This is a genomic window from Acidovorax sp. WCS2018Noco2-16, assembly GCF_031843945.1.
Classification (GTDB): Bacteria; Pseudomonadota; Gammaproteobacteria; order Burkholderiales; family Burkholderiaceae_C; genus Paracidovorax.
In genome coordinates, this window is record NZ_JAVTJJ010000001.1 from 66,788 (window position 1) to 85,140 (window position 18,353).

General features: G+C 62.9%; 18 protein-coding genes. 16 read left to right on the forward strand and 2 right to left on the reverse strand.

Annotated elements, in window-relative coordinates:
• Positions 1-7 precede the first annotated feature (7 nt).
• Both RQI28_RS00315 and RQI28_RS00320 read right to left on the reverse strand, forming a co-directional pair.
• Positions 8-1,546, reverse strand: a complete 1,539-nt coding sequence (locus tag RQI28_RS00315; RefSeq protein WP_311220610.1) for an NAD(P)H-hydrate dehydratase — start codon at positions 1,544-1,546, stop codon at positions 8-10.
• A 50-nt stretch (positions 1,547-1,596) separates the two neighbouring features.
• The gene (locus RQI28_RS00320) at positions 1,597-2,850 is read right to left on the reverse strand and encodes an FAD-dependent oxidoreductase (RefSeq protein ID WP_311220611.1); all 1,254 of its coding nucleotides are present in this window, start codon (positions 2,848-2,850) and stop codon (positions 1,597-1,599) included.
• A 281-nt stretch (positions 2,851-3,131) separates the two neighbouring features.
• Here RQI28_RS00320 and rpsB point away from each other — a divergent pair, with 281 nt between their 5' ends.
• The 16 genes from rpsB (at position 3,132) to RQI28_RS00400 (ending at position 18,330) form a co-directional block, all read left to right on the forward strand.
• Complete coding sequence (rpsB, locus tag RQI28_RS00325; protein ID WP_311220612.1) at positions 3,132-3,884, forward strand: 30S ribosomal protein S2; 753 nt, start codon at positions 3,132-3,134, stop codon at positions 3,882-3,884.
• Between the two features lie 108 nt (positions 3,885-3,992).
• Entirely contained in the window at positions 3,993-4,919 is a 927-nt protein-coding gene (tsf, locus tag RQI28_RS00330) for a translation elongation factor Ts (RefSeq protein ID WP_311220613.1), read from the forward strand.
• A 59-nt stretch (positions 4,920-4,978) separates the two neighbouring features.
• Entirely contained in the window at positions 4,979-5,701 is a 723-nt protein-coding gene (gene pyrH, locus RQI28_RS00335; RefSeq protein ID WP_311220614.1) for a UMP kinase, read from the forward strand.
• Positions 5,702-5,747: 46 nt separating this feature from the next.
• Complete coding sequence (gene frr, locus RQI28_RS00340; protein WP_311220615.1) at positions 5,748-6,308, forward strand: ribosome recycling factor; 561 nt, start codon at positions 5,748-5,750, stop codon at positions 6,306-6,308.
• Between the two features lie 47 nt (positions 6,309-6,355).
• Complete coding sequence (gene uppS, locus RQI28_RS00345) at positions 6,356-7,096, forward strand: polyprenyl diphosphate synthase (RefSeq protein ID WP_311220616.1); 741 nt, start codon at positions 6,356-6,358, stop codon at positions 7,094-7,096.
• A 29-nt stretch (positions 7,097-7,125) separates the two neighbouring features.
• Positions 7,126-7,980: a phosphatidate cytidylyltransferase gene (locus tag RQI28_RS00350; protein WP_311220617.1), complete on the forward strand. Its 855-nt coding sequence runs from the start codon at positions 7,126-7,128 to the stop codon at positions 7,978-7,980.
• On the forward strand, positions 7,977-9,161 hold the full coding sequence (gene ispC / locus RQI28_RS00355; protein WP_311220618.1) for a 1-deoxy-D-xylulose-5-phosphate reductoisomerase: 1,185 nt from the start codon (positions 7,977-7,979) through the stop codon (positions 9,159-9,161). The genes RQI28_RS00350 and ispC overlap by 4 nt, the downstream gene beginning before the upstream one ends.
• Before the next feature lie 19 nt (positions 9,162-9,180).
• Complete coding sequence (gene rseP / locus RQI28_RS00360) at positions 9,181-10,545, forward strand: RIP metalloprotease RseP (protein ID WP_311220619.1); 1,365 nt, start codon at positions 9,181-9,183, stop codon at positions 10,543-10,545.
• A 45-nt stretch (positions 10,546-10,590) separates the two neighbouring features.
• Positions 10,591-12,888 (forward strand): outer membrane protein assembly factor BamA, encoded by a 2,298-nt coding sequence (gene bamA / locus RQI28_RS00365; RefSeq protein ID WP_311220620.1) that lies wholly within the window; start codon positions 10,591-10,593, stop codon positions 12,886-12,888.
• Complete coding sequence (locus RQI28_RS00370) at positions 12,888-13,421, forward strand: OmpH family outer membrane protein (protein WP_311220621.1); 534 nt, start codon at positions 12,888-12,890, stop codon at positions 13,419-13,421. Before bamA ends, RQI28_RS00370 begins: the two co-directional genes overlap by 1 nt.
• 24 nt (positions 13,422-13,445) lie before the next feature.
• The gene (lpxD, locus tag RQI28_RS00375; RefSeq protein WP_311220622.1) at positions 13,446-14,429 is read left to right on the forward strand and encodes a UDP-3-O-(3-hydroxymyristoyl)glucosamine N-acyltransferase; all 984 of its coding nucleotides are present in this window, start codon (positions 13,446-13,448) and stop codon (positions 14,427-14,429) included.
• Between the two features lie 12 nt (positions 14,430-14,441).
• Positions 14,442-14,882 carry a 3-hydroxyacyl-ACP dehydratase FabZ gene (gene fabZ / locus RQI28_RS00380; RefSeq protein WP_311220623.1) on the forward strand — a complete coding sequence of 147 codons (441 nt, stop codon included), beginning with the start codon at positions 14,442-14,444 and terminating at the stop codon, positions 14,880-14,882.
• A gap of 25 nt (positions 14,883-14,907) precedes the next feature.
• Positions 14,908-15,705, forward strand: a complete 798-nt coding sequence (gene lpxA, locus RQI28_RS00385) for an acyl-ACP--UDP-N-acetylglucosamine O-acyltransferase (RefSeq protein WP_311220624.1) — start codon at positions 14,908-14,910, stop codon at positions 15,703-15,705.
• Between the two features lie 41 nt (positions 15,706-15,746).
• Positions 15,747-16,886: a lipid-A-disaccharide synthase gene (gene lpxB, locus RQI28_RS00390; protein ID WP_404976863.1), complete on the forward strand. Its 1,140-nt coding sequence runs from the start codon at positions 15,747-15,749 to the stop codon at positions 16,884-16,886.
• Positions 16,858-17,535, forward strand: coding sequence for a ribonuclease HII (gene rnhB / locus RQI28_RS00395; protein ID WP_311220626.1), 678 nt, complete (start codon positions 16,858-16,860; stop codon positions 17,533-17,535). Before lpxB ends, rnhB begins: the two co-directional genes overlap by 29 nt.
• A 15-nt stretch (positions 17,536-17,550) precedes the next feature.
• On the forward strand, positions 17,551-18,330 hold the full coding sequence (locus tag RQI28_RS00400; protein ID WP_311220627.1) for an RNA methyltransferase: 780 nt from the start codon (positions 17,551-17,553) through the stop codon (positions 18,328-18,330).
• Positions 18,331-18,353: the final 23 nt, after the last annotated feature.

The window sequence follows — 18,353 nt, forward strand, 5'->3', positions numbered from 1 at the left end:
CTGAACGTTAATGAGCACGAAGGGCACGGGCGAGCTCGGATGCAGTCAATGCCTTGTCAGCAGGCCAATGGTCAGCCACGGAGCCATGGAGCCAGCAGGCCCGTTCTGCCGCCAGAAACGCGGCGTGAGCCTGGTCGGCTGGCATGGCGGCCAGCAGGGCGCCCAGCAGTCCGGCCAGCACATCGCCGGTGCCGCCAGTGGCCAGCAGGCCGTTGCCGGTAGGGTTGATGCGCGGCACCTGGCCGGGAGCGGTTACCACGCTGCCCGAGCCCTTCAACACGACGGCACAGCGATAACGTTCTGCCAGCTGCCGCGCGGCACGCAGGCGGTCGGCCTGCACGCTGCGGGTGTCCGTGTCCAGCAGACGGGCCGCTTCCAGGGGGTGGGGTGTGAGCACCGTGGCGCCGTTGCCTTGCCGGCTCGCACGGTCGGCCAACTGCTCGCCCAAGGCGGGGTCTTGTGCGATGGCGTTAAGGGCATCGGCGTCAAGCACCAACCGGCGCGTATCGCGCAGCACGCTGGGCAGCACCGTGCGCACGGCGTCTCCGCCGCCACAGCCGCACACGACGGTGAGCGCTTCCAGCGCCAGCGCATCGAAGCGCCGCAGCATGCATTCCGGCTGCAGGGCGTCGAGCTGCAGTGCGCCGGCATCCAGCAGCGACAGCATTACGCGGCCTGCACCCCCGTGCAGCGCGGCGGAGGCGGCCAGCAAGGCCGCGCCGGTCATTCCCATGCCGCGCGCCTGCAGTCCTTCTCCCCCGACTATCGCCACGTCGCCAAAGCTGCCCTTGTGGGTGGCGTGGGCGCGCGGTGAGGCGGATGCGGCCGCAGTAAGCTGGGCGCTGGGCAGTTCGCTGCCGGGCGACGCGCCCAGGTCATCCAGCCAGACGGTGCCGGCAACGTCGCGCCCCATGCCGGTAAAGAGTCCGGGCTTGAGCGTGAGCAGGCTGAGCGTGTGGCGGGGCGAGCGGGATGCTGGCGCCACGGGCTCCAGGCCCGGTGCGAACTGGCCGGTGTCTGCGAGGAGGCCAGAAGGCGCGTCCACGCACAGCACCGGCGCAGCCGTGGTCTGCAAGCGCTGCAGCAGCCGCAGTAGATCCAGATTCGCGCGGGAAGGGCGGTCGCGCAGCGCCGACGACAGCCCAATGCCCAGCAGGGCGTCGATGCACAAGTCGTCTTGTCCCAGGTCTTCGGGTGCGTCAGGCAGGAACGTGACGCCCGCGTCCTGGGCGCGCTGCCAGGAGGCAAGGGCGTCGGCGGGCGAGGATGCTGCCGTGCCGAGCCAGGTCACCACGACATGGCGCCCGGCCCGACGCAGGTTCGCGGCGGCTTCCAGCCCGTCGCCACCGTTGTTGCCGGAGCCGCACGCCAGCCAGATGGTGGGCGCGTGGGGCGCGAGTGCCTGCGCCAGACGTGCCAGAGCCAATCCGGCCCTTTGCATGAATGTGTGCGCAGGGCACTGCGCGGCGGCGCTTTGCTCCAGCCGCCGCGTGGCAGCGGTGTCGTGAAGAAGGTGGGAGTGGTGGGAGGTAATGCGCTGCAGCATGCGGCGATTGTGGCCGGCTGTTGCTCTCGGCGGCTGAAGGGAAGCGCCGGTCAGAAGCGCTGCATCGACAGGGCCTGCACATCCACGGCGGCCGCACGCTGCAGCAGCAGGTCGGCCACCACACGTGCGCTGCCGCAGGCCTGCGCCCAGCCGGCCGCCCCATGCCCCGCGTTGACCCACACCCCGGGAATGCCGCTGGCGCCCAGCACGGGTCCGCCATCGGGCAGGGTGGGGCGTGCGCCGCGCCAGACCTGTACCTGCGGTGAGGACAACTGCGCGCAGCCAGGAAACCAGCCGGACAACGTGTGATAGAGCATCTGGAGCGTCGGGGCATGGTGCTCTGCGCTGCCGTGGCCCAGTTCTGCACCGCCCGCCACGCGCACACGTTGACCCTGACGCGTGATGGTCACGCGGTGAAGGGGGTCGACGACTGCGCCTTGCGGCGCGTGCGATTCCTCGCGCAGTGGTGCGCTGATCGAGTACCCGTGAAGCGCGACGACTGGCAGTGGCAGGCCCAGCGGGCGCAGCAAGCTGGCCGTGGCCAGCCCGGCGCAGACGATCACCGCGTCGAACCGGTGGGTCTGGCCGACGGGTTCGCCCGCGATCCGCACACTTGTCGGTGCGCCGGTAATGGATTGAACACGCGACTGGAACAGAAACCGCGCGCCACGCTCTTGCGCTGCATATCGCAGCATCTGTGCGAACAAGCGGCAGTTGCCGGATTCGCCATCGGGTGCGTGCAGTGCACCGGCCAACGGCACCTCGGCCCCCAGGCCGGGCTCGATCAACCGGGCTGTGTCGGCGTCGACCGCATTCACGACGACACCGGCCTCGCGCAACGCGTGCAGTGCGGGTTGCAGCTGTTCCTGGTCTTGCGGTGTGCGCAGCAACACCAGAGTGCCACGGCTGGTTTCCGCATCCATCTCCATGTCTGCGGAAATCTGCCGGGTGCGCTCCAGGCTGTACTGGCCGAGCCGGGCCAGGGCAGCGAGCGTTGCCGGCGCGGTCGCCGAGCGGGACGCCTGCTGCCAACGCCACAGCCATGCCAAATCGGCCCGGCAGGTGCCCCCCGCCATACGCAGTGAAGCTTGCGCCCCCCAAAGTTGGCGTCGCAGCCCGCTGCCCAGACCCGGAGCAGCCCAGGGAATCAGCAGGGCAGGGGCCAGCAGCCCGGCATTGGCAAAGCTGGCTTCTTCGGCGGCGGCGCTGCGCTGCTCGAAAACGGTGACGTCGTGGCCATCAAGGGCGAGTTCATGGGCGGTGGCGGCGCCGACAATGCCGGCACCGACGATAGCGATCTGCATGGATGGGATTATCTGGGCTGCGCCGCCCCGTCGACGGGCGCTGGCAGCTATTGTTTTCGTAGTGGATCGCTTAGGCCCTCAGAGGGCTAGCCGCCAAAAGAGGGAGGGCGGCTGTGCTAGAATCCCGTGGTTTTGCCGATGATCGTGGGCTTTGATGGCTTCGCGGCTTACGGCAAGACTAATCGCAAACCAGCCCTCCCAAGGTGTCATTCCCGCCCGTTTCACGGTGTTCGGGTGTGAAGTCGGGGTTGGATTTTAGACCTAACCTTTTGGAGAATCTCATGTCCGTTACCATGCGCGAAATGCTGGAAGCCGGTGTCCACTTCGGTCACCAAACCCGTTTCTGGAACCCCAAGATGGCTCAGTACATCTTCGGTCACCGCAACAAGATCCACATCATCAACCTGGAAAAGTCGCTCCCGCTTTTCCAGGACGCACAGAAGTTCGCCAAGCAGCTGTCGGCCAACCGCGGCACGATCCTGATGGTCGGCACGAAGCGTCAAGCCCGTGAAATCCTGTCCACCGAAGCCCAGCGCGCTGGCGTGCCTTTCGTCGACCAGCGCTGGCTCGGCGGCATGCTGACCAACTTCAAGACCGTCAAGACGTCGATCAAGCGCCTGAAGGACATGAAGGCCCAGCAAGAAGCCGGCCTCGACAGCCTGAGCAAGAAGGAGCAGCTGACTTTTAGCCGTGAAATCGCCAAGCTCGAGCGCGATATCGGCGGCATCCAGGACATGAATGCCTTGCCTGACGCCATCTTCATCATCGACGTCGGCTTCCACAAGATCGCCGTCGCAGAAGCCAAGAAGCTGGGTATTCCGCTGATCGGTGTGGTGGATACCAACCACTCGCCTGAAGGCATTGACTACGTGATTCCTGGCAACGATGACTCGGCCAAGGCTGTAGCTCTGTACGCCCGCGGTATTGCCGACGCCATCATCGAAGGCCGCAACAACGCCGTGAACGACGTGGCCAAGGCTGTGGCGAAGGAAGGCTCTGACGAATTCGTGGAAGTGGAAGAAACTGCTGCCTGAGTTCCTGGCCACGCGATGCGTCGCGAATGAAAGCGGGGCCCCTGGTGAGCCCCCTTTTTTTTAGCCTTTTATTCTGTAACGAACTGAACTGAGACTGGAGAAATACCGATGGCTGCAATTACCGCAAGCATGGTGGCTGAACTGCGCGCTAAGACAGACGCGCCCATGATGGAATGCAAGAAGGCCCTGACGGAAGCCGAAGGCGACCTGGCAAAGGCGGAAGAACTGCTGCGCGTGAAGCTGGGTACCAAGGCTGGCAAGGCCGCTTCCCGCATCACGGCTGAAGGCGTTGTCGCCAGCTTTATCGACGGCACGAACGGTGGCCTGATCGAAGTGAACAGCGAAACCGACTTCGTGAGCAAGAACGACAGCTTCATGGGCCTGGCCAAAGCCGCCGCTGAACTGGTCGCCAAGCACAACCCCGCCAACGTCGAAGCCCTGGGCGCGCTGCCTTACAGCCAGGACGGCTTCGGTCCGACGCTGGAAGAGGTGCGCAAGGGCCTGATCGGCAAGATCGGCGAGAACATGTCGTTCCGCCGCTTCAAGCATTTCACCGGCACCCAGCTCGCTTCTTACCTGCACGGCTCGCGCATCGGCGTGGTCGTCGAGTTCGAAGGCAACGACGTGGCTGCCAAGGACGTGGCCATGCACATCGCTGCCATGAAGCCTGTCGCGCTGACCAGCGCCGACGTGCCTGCCGACCTGATCGAAAAGGAACGCTCGGTCGCCGCTGCCAAGGCTGCGGAAGACAAGGCCAAGGCCGAAGCCGAAGGCAAGCCTGTGCAGTCCGATGAGATCGTTGCCAAGCGCATCGAAGGCGGCGTGCAGAAGTATCTCAAGGAAGTCTCGCTGTTCGATCAGGTCTTCGTGAAGGCCGCCGACGGCAAGCAGACCGTGGGCCAGATGCTCAAGGCTGCCAACACGACCATCAAGGGCTTCACCCTGTACGTGGTTGGCGAAGGCATCGAGAAGAAGGTCGACGACTTCGCAGCCGAAGTGGCCGCGCAGGTGGCTGCTGCCAAGTCGGCAGCCTGATCTCCGCTCTGCTTCCCATCCCCTTCCTGACAACCGCATTGCCTCACGGAGAAACTCCCATGACCCTCGCTGTCCCAGCCCACAAGCGCATTTTGCTTAAGTTGTCTGGCGAGGCGCTCATGGGGGATGACGCTTTCGGCATCAACCGTGCCACCATCGTTCGGATGGTGGAGGAGATTGCCGAAGTCACCCGCATGGGCGTGCAGGTCGCGGTGGTCATCGGCGGGGGAAACATCTTTCGCGGCGTGGCGGGCGGCTCCGTCGGCATGGACCGTGCCACGGCCGACTACATGGGCATGCTGGCTACGGTGATGAACGCATTGGCGCTTGCAGATGCCATGGACAAGCAAGGCCTGACTGCGCGCGTGATGTCGGCCATTGCCATCGAGCAGGTGGTCGAGCCCTATGTGCGCCCGAAGGCGCTTCAGTATCTGGAAGAGGGCAAGGTCGTGGTGTTCGCTGCCGGTACCGGCAACCCCTTCTTCACCACCGATACGGCTGCTGCTCTGCGCGGTGCTGAGATCGGTGCCGAGGTGGTGCTGAAAGCCACCAAGGTGGACGGCGTGTACACGGCTGACCCGATGAAGGACCCATCCGCCACCCGCTATACCAAGCTCACGTTCGACGAGGCCATGTCTCGCAACCTGGGCATTCTGGATGCGACCGCGTTCGCACTGTGCCGCGACCAGAAGCTGCCGATCCGTGTGTTTTCGATCATCAAGCATGGCGCTCTCAAGCGTGTGGTGATGGGCGAGGACGAAGGCACGCTGGTGTACGCTTGACGGCTGGCCCGCGCTACGAACGCGGCCTTTTGCAGAGGAATTGAAAATGACGATTGCCGATATCAAGAAGAACGTCGAAGCCAAGATGGATCAGTCCATCGCGGCATTCAACAACAACCTGGGCAAGATCCGCACCGGCCGTGCCAATCCGGCGCTGCTGGACTCGGTGATGGTCGACTATTACGGCTCGGCTGTGCCCCTATCGCAGGTCGCCAACGTATCGCTTATCGACTCGCGCACGATCAGTGTGCAGCCCTGGGAAAAGGGCATGGGCGCCAAGATCGAGAAGGCCATCCGTGAGAGCGACCTGGGCCTCAACCCGGCCTCCATGGGTGACCTGATCCGCGTACCGCTGCCGCCCATGAGCGAAGAGCGCCGCAAGGAAATGACCAAGCTAGTGCGCAACGAAGGCGAGAGCGCGAAAGTGGCCGTGCGCAACCTGCGCCGCGATGCGAACGAAAGCGTCAAGAAACTCGTCAAGGACAAGCTGGCATCGGAAGACGACCAGAAGCGTGCCGAGACCGAAGTGCAGAAACTGACAGACAAGCACATTGCGACGATTGATTCCCTGGTGAACGCCAAGGAACAGGAAATCATGGCGGTCTGACGCTTCAGCGTTGGACGGTCGTTTTTCTACTCATGGGTGCTGTTTCCATGTTTGCCGCTGCAACCACCGCGCCTGCGCACATTGCCATCGTGATGGATGGCAATGGCCGCTGGGCTACACGGCGCTTCCTGCCTCGCCTTGCAGGACATCGGCAAGGCGTTGAGTCTCTGCGTCGATGCGCTCGTGCTTGCGCGGATCGCGGCGTGTCGGTGCTGACGGTGTTTGCCTTTTCTTCCGAGAACTGGAACCGGCCTGCCGACGAAGTGTCTGGGCTGCTTGACCTGGTGGCACGGGCTTTGTCGCGAGAGGTGCCGACTCTGCGCAAGGACGGTGTGCGTCTGCACTTCGTCGGCGACAAGAGCACTTTGTCGGACAAGGTGCGCACGGGGCTGTGCGAGGCCGAACAGGCTACGGCTCACAATGATCGGCTCGTGTTGAACGTCTGTTTCAACTATGGCGGACGTTGGGACATCGCACAGGCTGCCGCCACGCTGGCTGCACGGGGCGAGCCCATCACCGAAGCCAGCCTGCACACGACGATGGGATTGGCGCACGTGCCTGATCCCGATCTGGTCATCCGCACGGGCGGCGAGATGCGCATCAGTAATTTCTTGCTGTGGCAGGCTGCGTATTCCGAGCTGTATTTCAGCGACCGCCTCTGGCCCGATTTCGACGAGGCTGCGCTGGACGAGGCCATTGCGGCATACGGCCGGCGTGAACGTCGTTTCGGCCGCACATCCGCGCAGATCCTGAATGCAACGCCGCATTCAGATTCGCTGCACGCCTGATCGTTCCATCCTCTTTCGAAGGGCGCCCCATGCTCAAACAGCGTGTCATCACAGCCCTGGTACTTCTGGCCATTTTGCTGCCGGCCTTGTTCTATCCATCGCCGCAGCCATTCGCCGCGGTGGTCCTGGTGCTCATGGCTGCAGGCGCATGGGAATGGGCGCGGCTCAATGGCGTGCATGGCGTTGGCGCCGTGGCGGTCGGCGCCGTCTGCGTTGCCCTTTGCGGGCTGACCTGGGCGTTGGGCGGACTGCAACGTCCTCTGCCGTGGGTGTGGGCTTTGGGCGGTGCGGCCTGGGTGCTGGGCGGAGCCTGGCTGCTGCGCGCCGGCGTCGCTGGATGGCCCCGCGTTCCTCGAATGCTGCGTCTCGTGGGCGGCATTTTGGCCCTCTGGATGGCCTGGGTCGCCGTGGTGCAGGCTCGCATGACGGGTATCAATTTTCTGATGTCGATCCTGGTGCTCGTCTGGGTGGCCGACATCTTTGCCTACTTTGCCGGACGTGCATTCGGCTTGCGCTTTACCAAAAGCAAGCTGGCGCCAGCCATCAGTCCTGGCAAAAGCTGGGAAGGTGTCTGGGGCGGCATGGCCGGTGTGCTGGTGCTGGCAATTGCATGGGTGGCTGCAGATGCCTATTCGCAGACAGACGTGCCTAGTTTTTACAGCCGCCTTGCGGCCGCGGGCTGGTGGCTGTTGGTGATCGGCGCCGTTTTCATGGCGGCGATGAGTGTGGCCGGTGATCTTATCGAGTCGCTCATCAAGCGCAGCGCCGGTGTCAAAGACAGCAGCGCCTTGTTGCCGGGCCACGGCGGCGTGCTTGATCGTGTCGACGCTTTGCTGCCCACGCTGCCCCTGGCCATGATGCTTTCCTTCTTCGCTTCTGCATGAAACAACGTCTTACCGTACTGGGATCGACCGGTTCGATCGGCACCAGCACGCTCGATGTGGTGAGCCGGCATCCGGATCGCTACGAAGTCTTCGCCCTCAGTGCTGCGACCCAGGTAGACCAGTTGCTGGCGCAGTGCGCTCGCTTCACGCCACGGTTTGCAGCGATGGCCAGCGCACCGCATGCTGAGGCTCTGGCCGAAAAAATCAAGGCAAATGGACTTCCAACGCAGGTCCTTCAAGCGCAGGGCGCTATTGAATTAATAGCATCGCATGCGGATGTTGATCTGGTGATGGCGGCCATCGTCGGTGCGGCCGGCTTGGCTCCTTGTCTGGCTGCGGCTTACGCCGGAAAGCGTTTGCTTTTGGCCAACAAGGAAGCCTTGGTTGTCGGCGGCGACCTGTTCATGTCGGCGGTGAAGTCGGGTGGTGCCACCTTGCTTCCGATCGACAGTGAGCATTCGGCCATCTTCCAAAGCCTGCCGGAAGATGCATCGACCTGGGCACGCAGGGTCGATCACGTCCTTTTGACTGCGTCCGGTGGGCCCTTCCGTCAGCGCGACCCTGCGACGCTGCGGGATGTGACGCCGGGACAGGCGTGTGCGCATCCCAATTTTTCCATGGGGCGCAAGATCTCCGTCGACTCGGCGACGATGATGAACAAAGCGCTTGAGGTGATCGAAGCGCGCTGGCTGTTTGATCTGACGCCTGAGCAGATCAAGGTGGTTATTCATCCACAGCAGATCATTCATTCTATGGTGCAGTTCGTCGATGCGTCGGTGATCGCGCAGTTGGGTACGCCCGACATGCGTGTTCCCATTGCCTGCGGACTGGCGTGGCCCGAGCGCATCGAGAGTGGTGCGGGTCGGCTGGATTTCACGACGCTTGCCGGGCTGACGTTCGAGGAGGCCGATGCCACGCGATTCCCCGGCTTGCACCTTTCCTGGCAGGCGTTACGCGCTGCGCCGGGAACTACCGCGGTGCTGAATGCCGCCAACGAAATGGCGGTAGCCGCTTTTCTGGATCGCCGTATTCGGTTCGATCAGATTCACCAGTTGAATCTTGCAACTTTGGAGGCAGTATCACCCTCCAAACCGGAATCGCTCGAGGCCTTGCTGGCGTTGGATGCCGAGGCGCGCGCCACGGCCGATCAGATCGCTGGCCGGTGGGCATCCTCCAACTGATAGTCGCTGAGGAAATTACATGCTTTTGACCGTGGTTGCTTTCATCGTCGCGCTGGGCTTGCTGATCGCGGTGCATGAATATGGCCACTATCGCGTGGCCGTGGCCTGCGGGGTCAAAGTACTGAGATTTTCTGTCGGCTTTGGCAAACCCTTGCTGCGCTGGCAACCCAAAGGGTCGCCCACTGAATTTGTGATTGGCGCGTTTCCGTTGGGCGGGTACGTTCGCATGCTCGATGAGCGTGAGGCGCCCGTGGCACCGCAAGATCGGCATCTGGCGTTCAACACCCAGCCGTTGCGCTCGCGGGCAGCCATCGTGGCGGCGGGGCCGGCCGCCAATCTCTTGTTGGCCGTGGCGCTGTATGCCGCTGTGAACTGGTCGGGCGTCGAGGAGCCGAAAGCCTATCTGGCCAGCCCTGTGGCAGGGTCCGTCGCCCAACGGGCAGGCCTGCAAGGCGGCGAATTGGTGCTGAGTGCCGCGCTGAACGGCGATGAAGCCGAGCCGGTGCGTTCTTTCGAAGACCTGCGCTGGACGCTCACGCGCGGTGCGCTGGACGGCAACAGTGTGCGTCTGGAGGTGCAGCCCGCTGCCGGTTCGGGGACACGCCAGTATCTGCTCGACCTTTCGCAAATCGAAACGCGCGAAGCCGATGCGCAACTGTTCCGCAAGATCGGTATCGTCGGCCCGTGGACACGGCCGGTGCTGGGTGAAGTCATGCAGGGTGGTGCCGCGCAACGTGCCGGGCTGCGTGAGGGAGATCTCGTGCGCCAGGTCGGCTCGGTCGCCGTGGTCGACGGCCAGCAACTGCGTGAACTGATTCGTGCGTCCGTGCGCGGCGGACAGTCGGTCACGCAGACTTGGTTGATCGAGCGTTCCGGCCAGTCGCAGGCCGTGCAAGTCACACCCGAAGTGCAGCAGGATGCCGGCATGACGGTGGGGCGCATCGCTGCCTATGTCGGAAACCCCCCTGAGTTTGTGACCGTTCGTCACGGGGCAGTGGAAGGCTTGTGGAACGGCGCCGTGCGAACCTGGGAAGTGTCTTTACTCACTCTCAAGATGATGGGCCGCATGGTGATCGGAGAGGCCTCGCTCAAGAACCTGAGCGGGCCACTGACCATTGCCGACTACGCGGGCCGTTCCGCCAGCATGGGCCTGACGCAATATCTCGCGTTTCTGGCGCTTATTAGCGTCAGTCTGGGCGTGTTGAACCTGCTTCCGCTGCCCGTCCTCGATGGAGGTCACCTGATGTATTATCTTTGGGAGGGCGTGACGGGCAGGGGCGTGTCAGAAGCCTGGATGGAGCGTTTGCAGCGCGGGGGCGTTGCGGTGCTGCTTCTGATGATGTCCATTGCCCTTTTCAACGATGTCACCCGCCTGTTTGGCTAACTTAATGCCGCATCTGCAACCCCGCAACGGCTACAGCTTCACTTCATGAAAAAACACAACAATCGCATGGGCGTGCGCAGAACGGTGGCCGCTGCCGCAATGATTCTGGCCTTCAACGCCGCATGGGCGCTGGAGCCCTTCAAGGTGCAGGACATCCGTGTCGAGGGTCTGCAACGTGTGGAGCCGGGTACCATCTTTGCCTCCATGCCGCTGCGCGTGGGCGACGACTACAACGACGAAAAAGGATCGGCTGCGATCCGCGCATTGTTCGCACTTGGATTGTTCAAGGACGTGCGGCTCGAGGCTTCGGGCAATGTGCTGGTGGTGGTCGTTGAAGAACGTCCCACCATCGCCGATGTCGATTTTGCCGGCACGAAGGAGTTCGACAAGGACACCTTGAAGAAGGCGATGCGCGACGTTGGCCTGACCGAAGGCCGTCCCTATGACAAGGCATTGGCCGACCGCGCCGAGCAGGAGCTCAAGCGCCAATACATCAGCAAGAGCCTGTACGGCGCCGAAGTGGTGACGACGGTGACGCCTATTGAACGCAACCGGGTGAACTTGACTTTCACGGTGACCGAAGGCGAACCCGCGAAGATCAAGGACATCCGCATCGTGGGCGCCAAGGCGTTCAGCGAATCGACCTTGAAAGGCCTGTTCGATCAGGACACCGGTGGCTGGCTCAGCTGGTACACCAAGTCTGACCGCTATTCGCGCGCCAAGCTCAACGCCGATCTGGAAACCCTACGCTCGTACTACCTGTCGCGCGGTTACCTTGAATTCAAGGTCGACTCCACGCAGGTCGCCATCTCGCCCGACAAGCAAGACATCACCATCACCGTCAATGTGACGGAGGGTCAGAGCTATGTGGTGTCTGGTGTCAAGATCGAGGGCAATTTCCTCGACCGTGACGACGAGTTCAAGTCGCTCATCACCATCCGTCCAGGCGAGCCGTACAACGCTGACAAGGTGGCGGAAACCACCAAGGCATTCACCGATCACTTCGGCAATTTCGGCTTCGCGTTCGCGCGTGTAGAAGCCGTGCCTGAAGTCGATCGTGAGAACAATCGCGTTGCCGTGGTTCTGCGTGCGGAGCCGCAGCGCCGTGCCTATGTGCGACGCATCAACGTGAGCGGCAACAACCGGACACGCGACGAAGTGATCCGCCGTGAATTCCGCCAGTACGAAGCCTCCTGGTATGACGGTGACAAGATCAAGCTGTCGCGGGACCGCGTGGACCGTCTGGGTTATTTCACGGAAGTGAACGTCGAAACGCAGGAGGTGGCAGGTTCGCCCGATCAGATCGATCTGGTCATCAACGTGGCTGAAAAGCCGACAGGCTCGCTGCAGCTGGGCGCCGGCTTCTCCAGTGCCGAAAAGGTATCGTTGTCGTTCAGCATCAAGCAGGAAAACGTCTTTGGCTCGGGCAATTACCTGGGCGTGGACGTAAACACCAGCAAGTACCGCCGCACCCTGGTGTTCAGCACGACGGATCCGTACTTCACCAAGGACGGCATTTCCCGCACGCTGGATCTGTACTACCGTACTGATAAGCCCTATGAAGACCAAGGCGGCAACTACGAGCTGGTGACTGCCGGTACGAGCGTGCGCTTCGGCATCCCTTTCAGTGAGACTGACACGGTGTTCTTCGGCGGTGGCCTGGAGCAGACCAAGATCAAGGCCGGCACGAACATTCCGGCTGCGTATCTGGCCTATGCAGACAACTACGGTGCGACGAGCTTCTCGGTGCCTTTGACCGTCGGATGGTCGCGTGACGATCGTGACAGCGCATTGGCTCCGAATTCCGGTCGCTATCAGCGCTTGAATTCAGAGTGGTCCGTTGCTGGAGATGCCCGGTACGTGCGCGCCAATTACCAGGTTCAGCAGTACGTGCCCCTCAACAAGCAGTTCACCGCTGCATTCAACGGGGAGCTCGGTTGGGGTACCGGCATGAACGGTCGCCCGTTCCCGGTATTCAAGAACTACTATTCCGGCGGTCTTGGGTCGGTCCGTGGTTTCGACCAAGGCACGTTGGGCCCGCGTGACGTCACCGGTGCCTCTTTGGGTGGCCCGAAGAAGGTCACACTCAATGCCGAGTTGATCGCGCCGTTCCCTGGCGCGGGCAATGACCGCACGCTGCGCGTGTTCACTTTCGTGGATGCGGGCAATGTCTATGGTGAAAATGACAAGGTAGAGTTGGCCGACATGCGGGTCTCCGCAGGTCTTGGCTTGAGCTGGATTTCTCCGTTGGGCCCGTTGCGCATCGCCTTTGCGCAACCAGTGCGCAAGTTTGCCGGCGATAGAATCCAGAAACTGCAATTCCAGATCGGAACGTCTTTCTAATGAAATCCATTTCCCGCCACATTCCTCTCGTCCTCCTGCTCGGCACGCTGTCCGCTGCGGTGCCTGCACAAGCACAGGCACAGGAGTTCAAGGCCGGTTTCGTCAACACCGACCGTATCTTCCGCGAAGCCAACACCGCCAAGGCGGCCCAGGCCAAGCTGGAGCAGGAATTCTCCCGCCGCGAAAAGGAACTCGTCGATCAGGGCAACACGCTGAAAACGGCTACCGAAAAGTTCGAACGTGAAGCACCGACGATGGCGGAAAGCCAGCGCACTACGCGCCAGCGCCAACTGGTCGACCAAGACCGTGATTTCCAGCGCAAGCGCCGAGAGTTCCAGGAAGACCTGGGTGCCCGCAAGAACGAAGAGTTGAGCCAAGTGCTCGAGCGCGCCAATCGCGTGGTCAAGCAGGTGGCAGAGGCCGAAAAGTACGACGTCATCTTGCAAGAGGCCGTCTACATCAATCCCAAGCACGACATCACCGACAAGGTGCTGAAGGCGCTGAATGCGGCGAATGGCACCGCTGCCAAGTAATTCTGTGCGCTCGGCGGGCTGTCCGTGAGCCTGCGTATTGGACAGATCGTCGATGCACTGGGCGGGATTCTGGAGGGTGGTGACAACACGGTGGAAATTCTCCGTATCGCCCCGCTGGAATCCGCAGGCCCCGGTGACATCGCCTTCCTGAGCAACCCGCGATACCAGCCACAACTGGCCGCCTCCCGGGCGGCCTGTGTCATTGTGGCGCCTGCCATGCGCGACGCCGCATTGGCCCGCGGTGCGTGCATCGTCACAGATGACCCGTATGTGTATTTCGCACAGGTCACCCAGTTGTGGAAACGCAGCCATGCGCTTCGAACAGGCGGCGGAATTCATCCATCGGCAGTAGTCGATGAAGAAGCCGAAGTAGATCCGACAGCCACCATCGGCCCGCTGTGCGTGGTGGAGCGGGGCGCTCGCATTGGCGCGCATACGGTGCTGAAGTCGCGAGTGACGGTGGGTGAGCGGTGTCAGATCGGGCAGCGGTGTCTGGTGCACCCTGGTGTCGTGATCGGTGCAGACGGATTCGGCTTCGCTCCGCGGCGTGGCGAATGGGTCAAGATCGAGCAGTTGGGGTCGGTGCGCGTGGGCGACGATGTGGAGATCGGCGCCAACACCTGTATCGATCGGGGAGCGCTGGAAGACACGGTGATTGAAGATGGGGTCAAGCTCGACAACCTGATCCAGATTGCCCACAACGTGCGCATCGGGCGGCACACCGCCATGGCGGGTTGTTCGGGCGTCGCGGGTAGTACGACCATTGGCGCTCATTGCACGATTGGTGGCGCAGCGTCGATCCTGGGGCACCTGGAATTGGCCGATCATGTGCACGTGTCCACTAATACCGTGGTCACGCATTCGCTAAAACGACCCGGACATTACACGGGCGTGTACCCAATGGACGAAAATGCGAAGTGGGAAAAGAACGCGGCCACGCTTCGGAAGCTGCACACCCTGCGTGAGCGTATCAAGGCCCTTGAAAAACAAACTCAAAAGGACGGCTAGGCCGCTCCAGCAATGATGGATATCCACCAAATTCTCAAGCTCCTGCCACACCGTTACCCATTTTTGCTGGTGGACCGGGTGGTCGAGCTCGAACGGGGCAAGCGCATTCGAGCGCTCAAGAACGTCACCATCAACGAGCCCTTCTTCACTGGACATTTTCCGGCACGCCCGGTGATGCCCGGCGTTTTGATTCTTGAGGCATTGGCCCAGGCAGCCGGCTTGCTCTCGTTCGACATGATGGGCGAGGCCCCGGGCGACGACAAGGTGTTCTATTTTGTGGGTATCGACGGGGCGCGCTTCAAGCGCCCTGTGGAGCCGGGCGACCAGCTCCTCCTCGACGTCGATCTCGACCGCATCAAGGGCGGCATCTACAAGTTCAAGGGCGTCGCTCGCGTGGGCGAAAACGTGGCTTGCGAAGCCGAAATCATGTGCACCATGCGCACCGTGGCCTGACCAGGGCGTGAGGGCAGGGCGGCACGTGACCAGTAGCATCAGCATTCACCCCACAGCCATCGTCGACGGCGCTGCGGTCATCGACGGCTCGGTATCCATCGGGCCGTATGCCGTTATCGGCCCGCACGTGCGCATCGGCGCAGGCACGACCATTGGCGCGCACTGCGTGATCGAAGGCCGCACCACCATTGGCGCGGACAACCGGATTTTCCAGTTCGCGTCGTTGGGCGCGGCGCCGCAAGACAAGAAATACGCCGGCGAGCCGACCGAACTGATCATCGGCGACCGCAACACCATCCGCGAGTTCTGCACGTTCAATACCGGCACGACGCAAGACCTGGGCGTGACCACGGTAGGCGATGACAACTGGGTCATGGCATACGTCCACGTCGCGCACGACTGCGTGGTGGGGAATCAGACCATCCTGGCCAACAACGCCGCGCTGGCAGGCCATGTCCATGTGGGCGATTACGCCATCATCGGCGGGCTGACGGGCGTGCACCAGTTCACCAAGGTGGGTGCGCATGCGATGGCAGGTTTCGCCAGCCACGTGTCGCAGGACGTGCCGCCTTTCATGATGGTGGACGGCAACCCGCTGGCCGTGCGCGGCCTCAACGTGGAAGGCCTGCGCCGCCGGGGCTTTTCGGCCGGCCGCATTGCAGGCATCAAGCAGGCGCACCGGCTGCTGTACCGGCAAGGGCTGACGCTCGACGCCGCGCTGGCAGCGCTGCAGGCTCTGCCGGCCGACCATCCTGAAGCCTCTGCCGACATCGAACTCCTTCGCGAATTCGCTGCTGCATCCCGCCGCGGTATTGCGCGGTGACGCACAGGGTGAGTGCGGTGAGGCAGGCGCCACATGTAGCCATGGTGGCCGGCGAGACATCCGGTGACCTGCTGGCGGGCCTTTTGCTCGACGGACTGCAGCAGCAATGGCCCGGACTGGTCGCGAAGGGTATTGGCGGCCCCCAGATGCAGCGCCGTGGTTTCGATGCCTGGTGGCCCAGCGAGCGCCTGGCCGTGCATGGCTATAGCCTGGAGCTGGTGCAGAAGCTGCTCGGCATCCTGGCGATCCGAAAGCAGTTGCGCCGGCGCCTGCAGTCACCGGATGCGCGGCCGGATGTCTTCATCGGCGTGGACGCACCCGACTTCAATCTCGGGCTGGAAGCAGCCCTGCGCGCTGACGGCATCAAGACCGTGCACTTCGTGTGCCCCTCGATCTGGGCCTGGCGCGCTGAACGCGTCGACAAGATCCGCCGCAGCGCTGACCATGTGCTGTGCATCTTCCCCTTCGAGCCCGAGCTGCTGGCCCGCCACGGCATCGCCGCGACCTATGTGGGCCATCCGCTGGCCAATGTGATTCCGATGGAGCCCGACCGCCTGGCTGCGCGCGCGCAACTGGGCCTGGATGCGGATGACGAGGTCCTCGCCATCCTGCCGGGCAGCCGCTCGGCCGAGGTGGCGTACATCGCCAAACCCTTTTTTCAGGCTGCAGCGCTCATTCTGCAAGCGCGGCCTGCTATAAAAATAGTAGTGCCTGCCGTGCCGGCACTGCACGCTCGTATTGAGCAGATTGCACAGGAATGCGGAGTGCGCCACGCGGTGCAGATCATCCGTGGGCAGTCGCACGTCGCGCTCGCGGCCTGTGATTGCACTTTGATCGCCAGCGGCACCGCCACGCTGGAGGCGGCGTTGTTCAAGCGGCCGATGGTCATTGGCTACCACATGCACCCGATCAGCTGGTGGTTGATGCGGCGCAAGCAGCTGCAGCGGTGGGTCGGATTGCCCAACATCCTGTGCCAGGATTTCGTCGTGCCGGAACTGCTTCAGGACGACGCCACGCCCGAAGCTTTGGCGGCTGCGGTTCAGCAGTGGTTGAACGCCCGCACCGAAAATCCTTCCGCGCTGGATGCCTTGCACCGACGCTTCACAGCGCTGCACGAAAGCCTGCGGCGCGACACCCCCCGACTGGCTGCCGATGCGATCCAGAAAATCATCGCTGCCTGAGCAAGGCTCGCTGCAATGGCACCCGCCCGGCCTCATCGCCGGCGTGGACGAAGCCGGACGCGGCCCGCTGGCAGGACCCGTGGTGGCTGCTGCGGTCATTCTGGACGACCTGAACCCTATCAAGGGCCTGGCGGATTCCAAGACGCTCACCGCAGCCGGCCGCGAAGCGCTGTACGACGAGATTCGCGCCAAGGCGCTGTGCTGCAGCGTGGCCGAAGCCAGTGTCGACGAGATCGACGACATCAATATTCTGCAGGCCACCCTGCTGGCCATGCGACGAGCCGTGCAGGGCCTGCGGCTGCGGCCGGTGCGCGTGCTGGTTGACGGCAACCGGCTGCCGCAACTGGACGTGCCCGCCGACGCCATCGTGAAGGGCGACGCGCTGGTGCAGGCCATCTCGGCTGCATCCATTCTGGCCAAGGTCACGCGCGACCGTTGGTGCGCACAGCTGCACGATGAGTACCCGCAGTACGGATTTGCCGCGCACAAGGGCTACGGCACGGCCGAGCACATGGCTGCATTGCGCCTGCACGGTGCCTGCCCGCAGCATCGCCGTTCGTTTGCGCCGGTGGCACAGGTGGCGCAGATGACATGTATCACGACGATGACAGTGATTGCCCCATCGCTTCAGCCCACCATTGGCGTCTGACGATTGCCGACCCGCATGACTGCTCCGCTCATACCTATACGCTCTCGCGACAACGCATTCATCAAAGACTTGCGCCGTCTGGCACAAGACAGCACGGCCTATAGAAAACAAGGGCGCATCTGGCTGGAGGGTGACCATCTTTGCCGCGCGGCGTTGGACCGTGGGCAGGTGCCTTCTATCGCCGTTTTTTCGGAGTCTTTTTGGCCTCTAGCGCAGCATGAGTATGCGCAGCCAGCTATCAAAATGGTAGTAATAGACGATGCGCTGTGGCCGGACATCAGTAGCTTGGAATCACCTGCGCGCATGGGGTTTGTGCTCGATCTGTCCGATGCGCAGCTGTTGCAGCCTGGTGTGGGGACCGTGGTGCTCGACCGCCTGCAAGACGCCGGCAACGTCGGTTCCATCTTGCGCAGTGCTTCGGCTTTCGGTTTCGGCCAGATCGCAGCATTGAAAGGCACGGCCGCGCTCTGGAGTGCCAAGGTGTTGCGTGCCGGCATGGGCGCGCATTTCGCGCTTCGGCTGGTGGAAGGGCTCGAGCCCGAGAACATCGATGGTCTCGGCTTGCCATTGCTTGCCACCAGTTCGCACCAAGGCAGCTACCTGCACCGTGCGGCACTGCCTTGGCCCTGCGCGTGGGTCATGGGGCATGAAGGGCAGGGCGTTTCGACTGCGCTGCAGCAGCGAGCTGTCCAGCACATCCGTATCACGCAGCCGGGTGGCGAAGAGTCGCTGAACGTCGGTGCCGCGGCAGCCATTTGTCTGCACGCGAGTGCGGCGAGCCGTGCCGACCACTGAGGCCGACCCCAAAATCCAGTGAT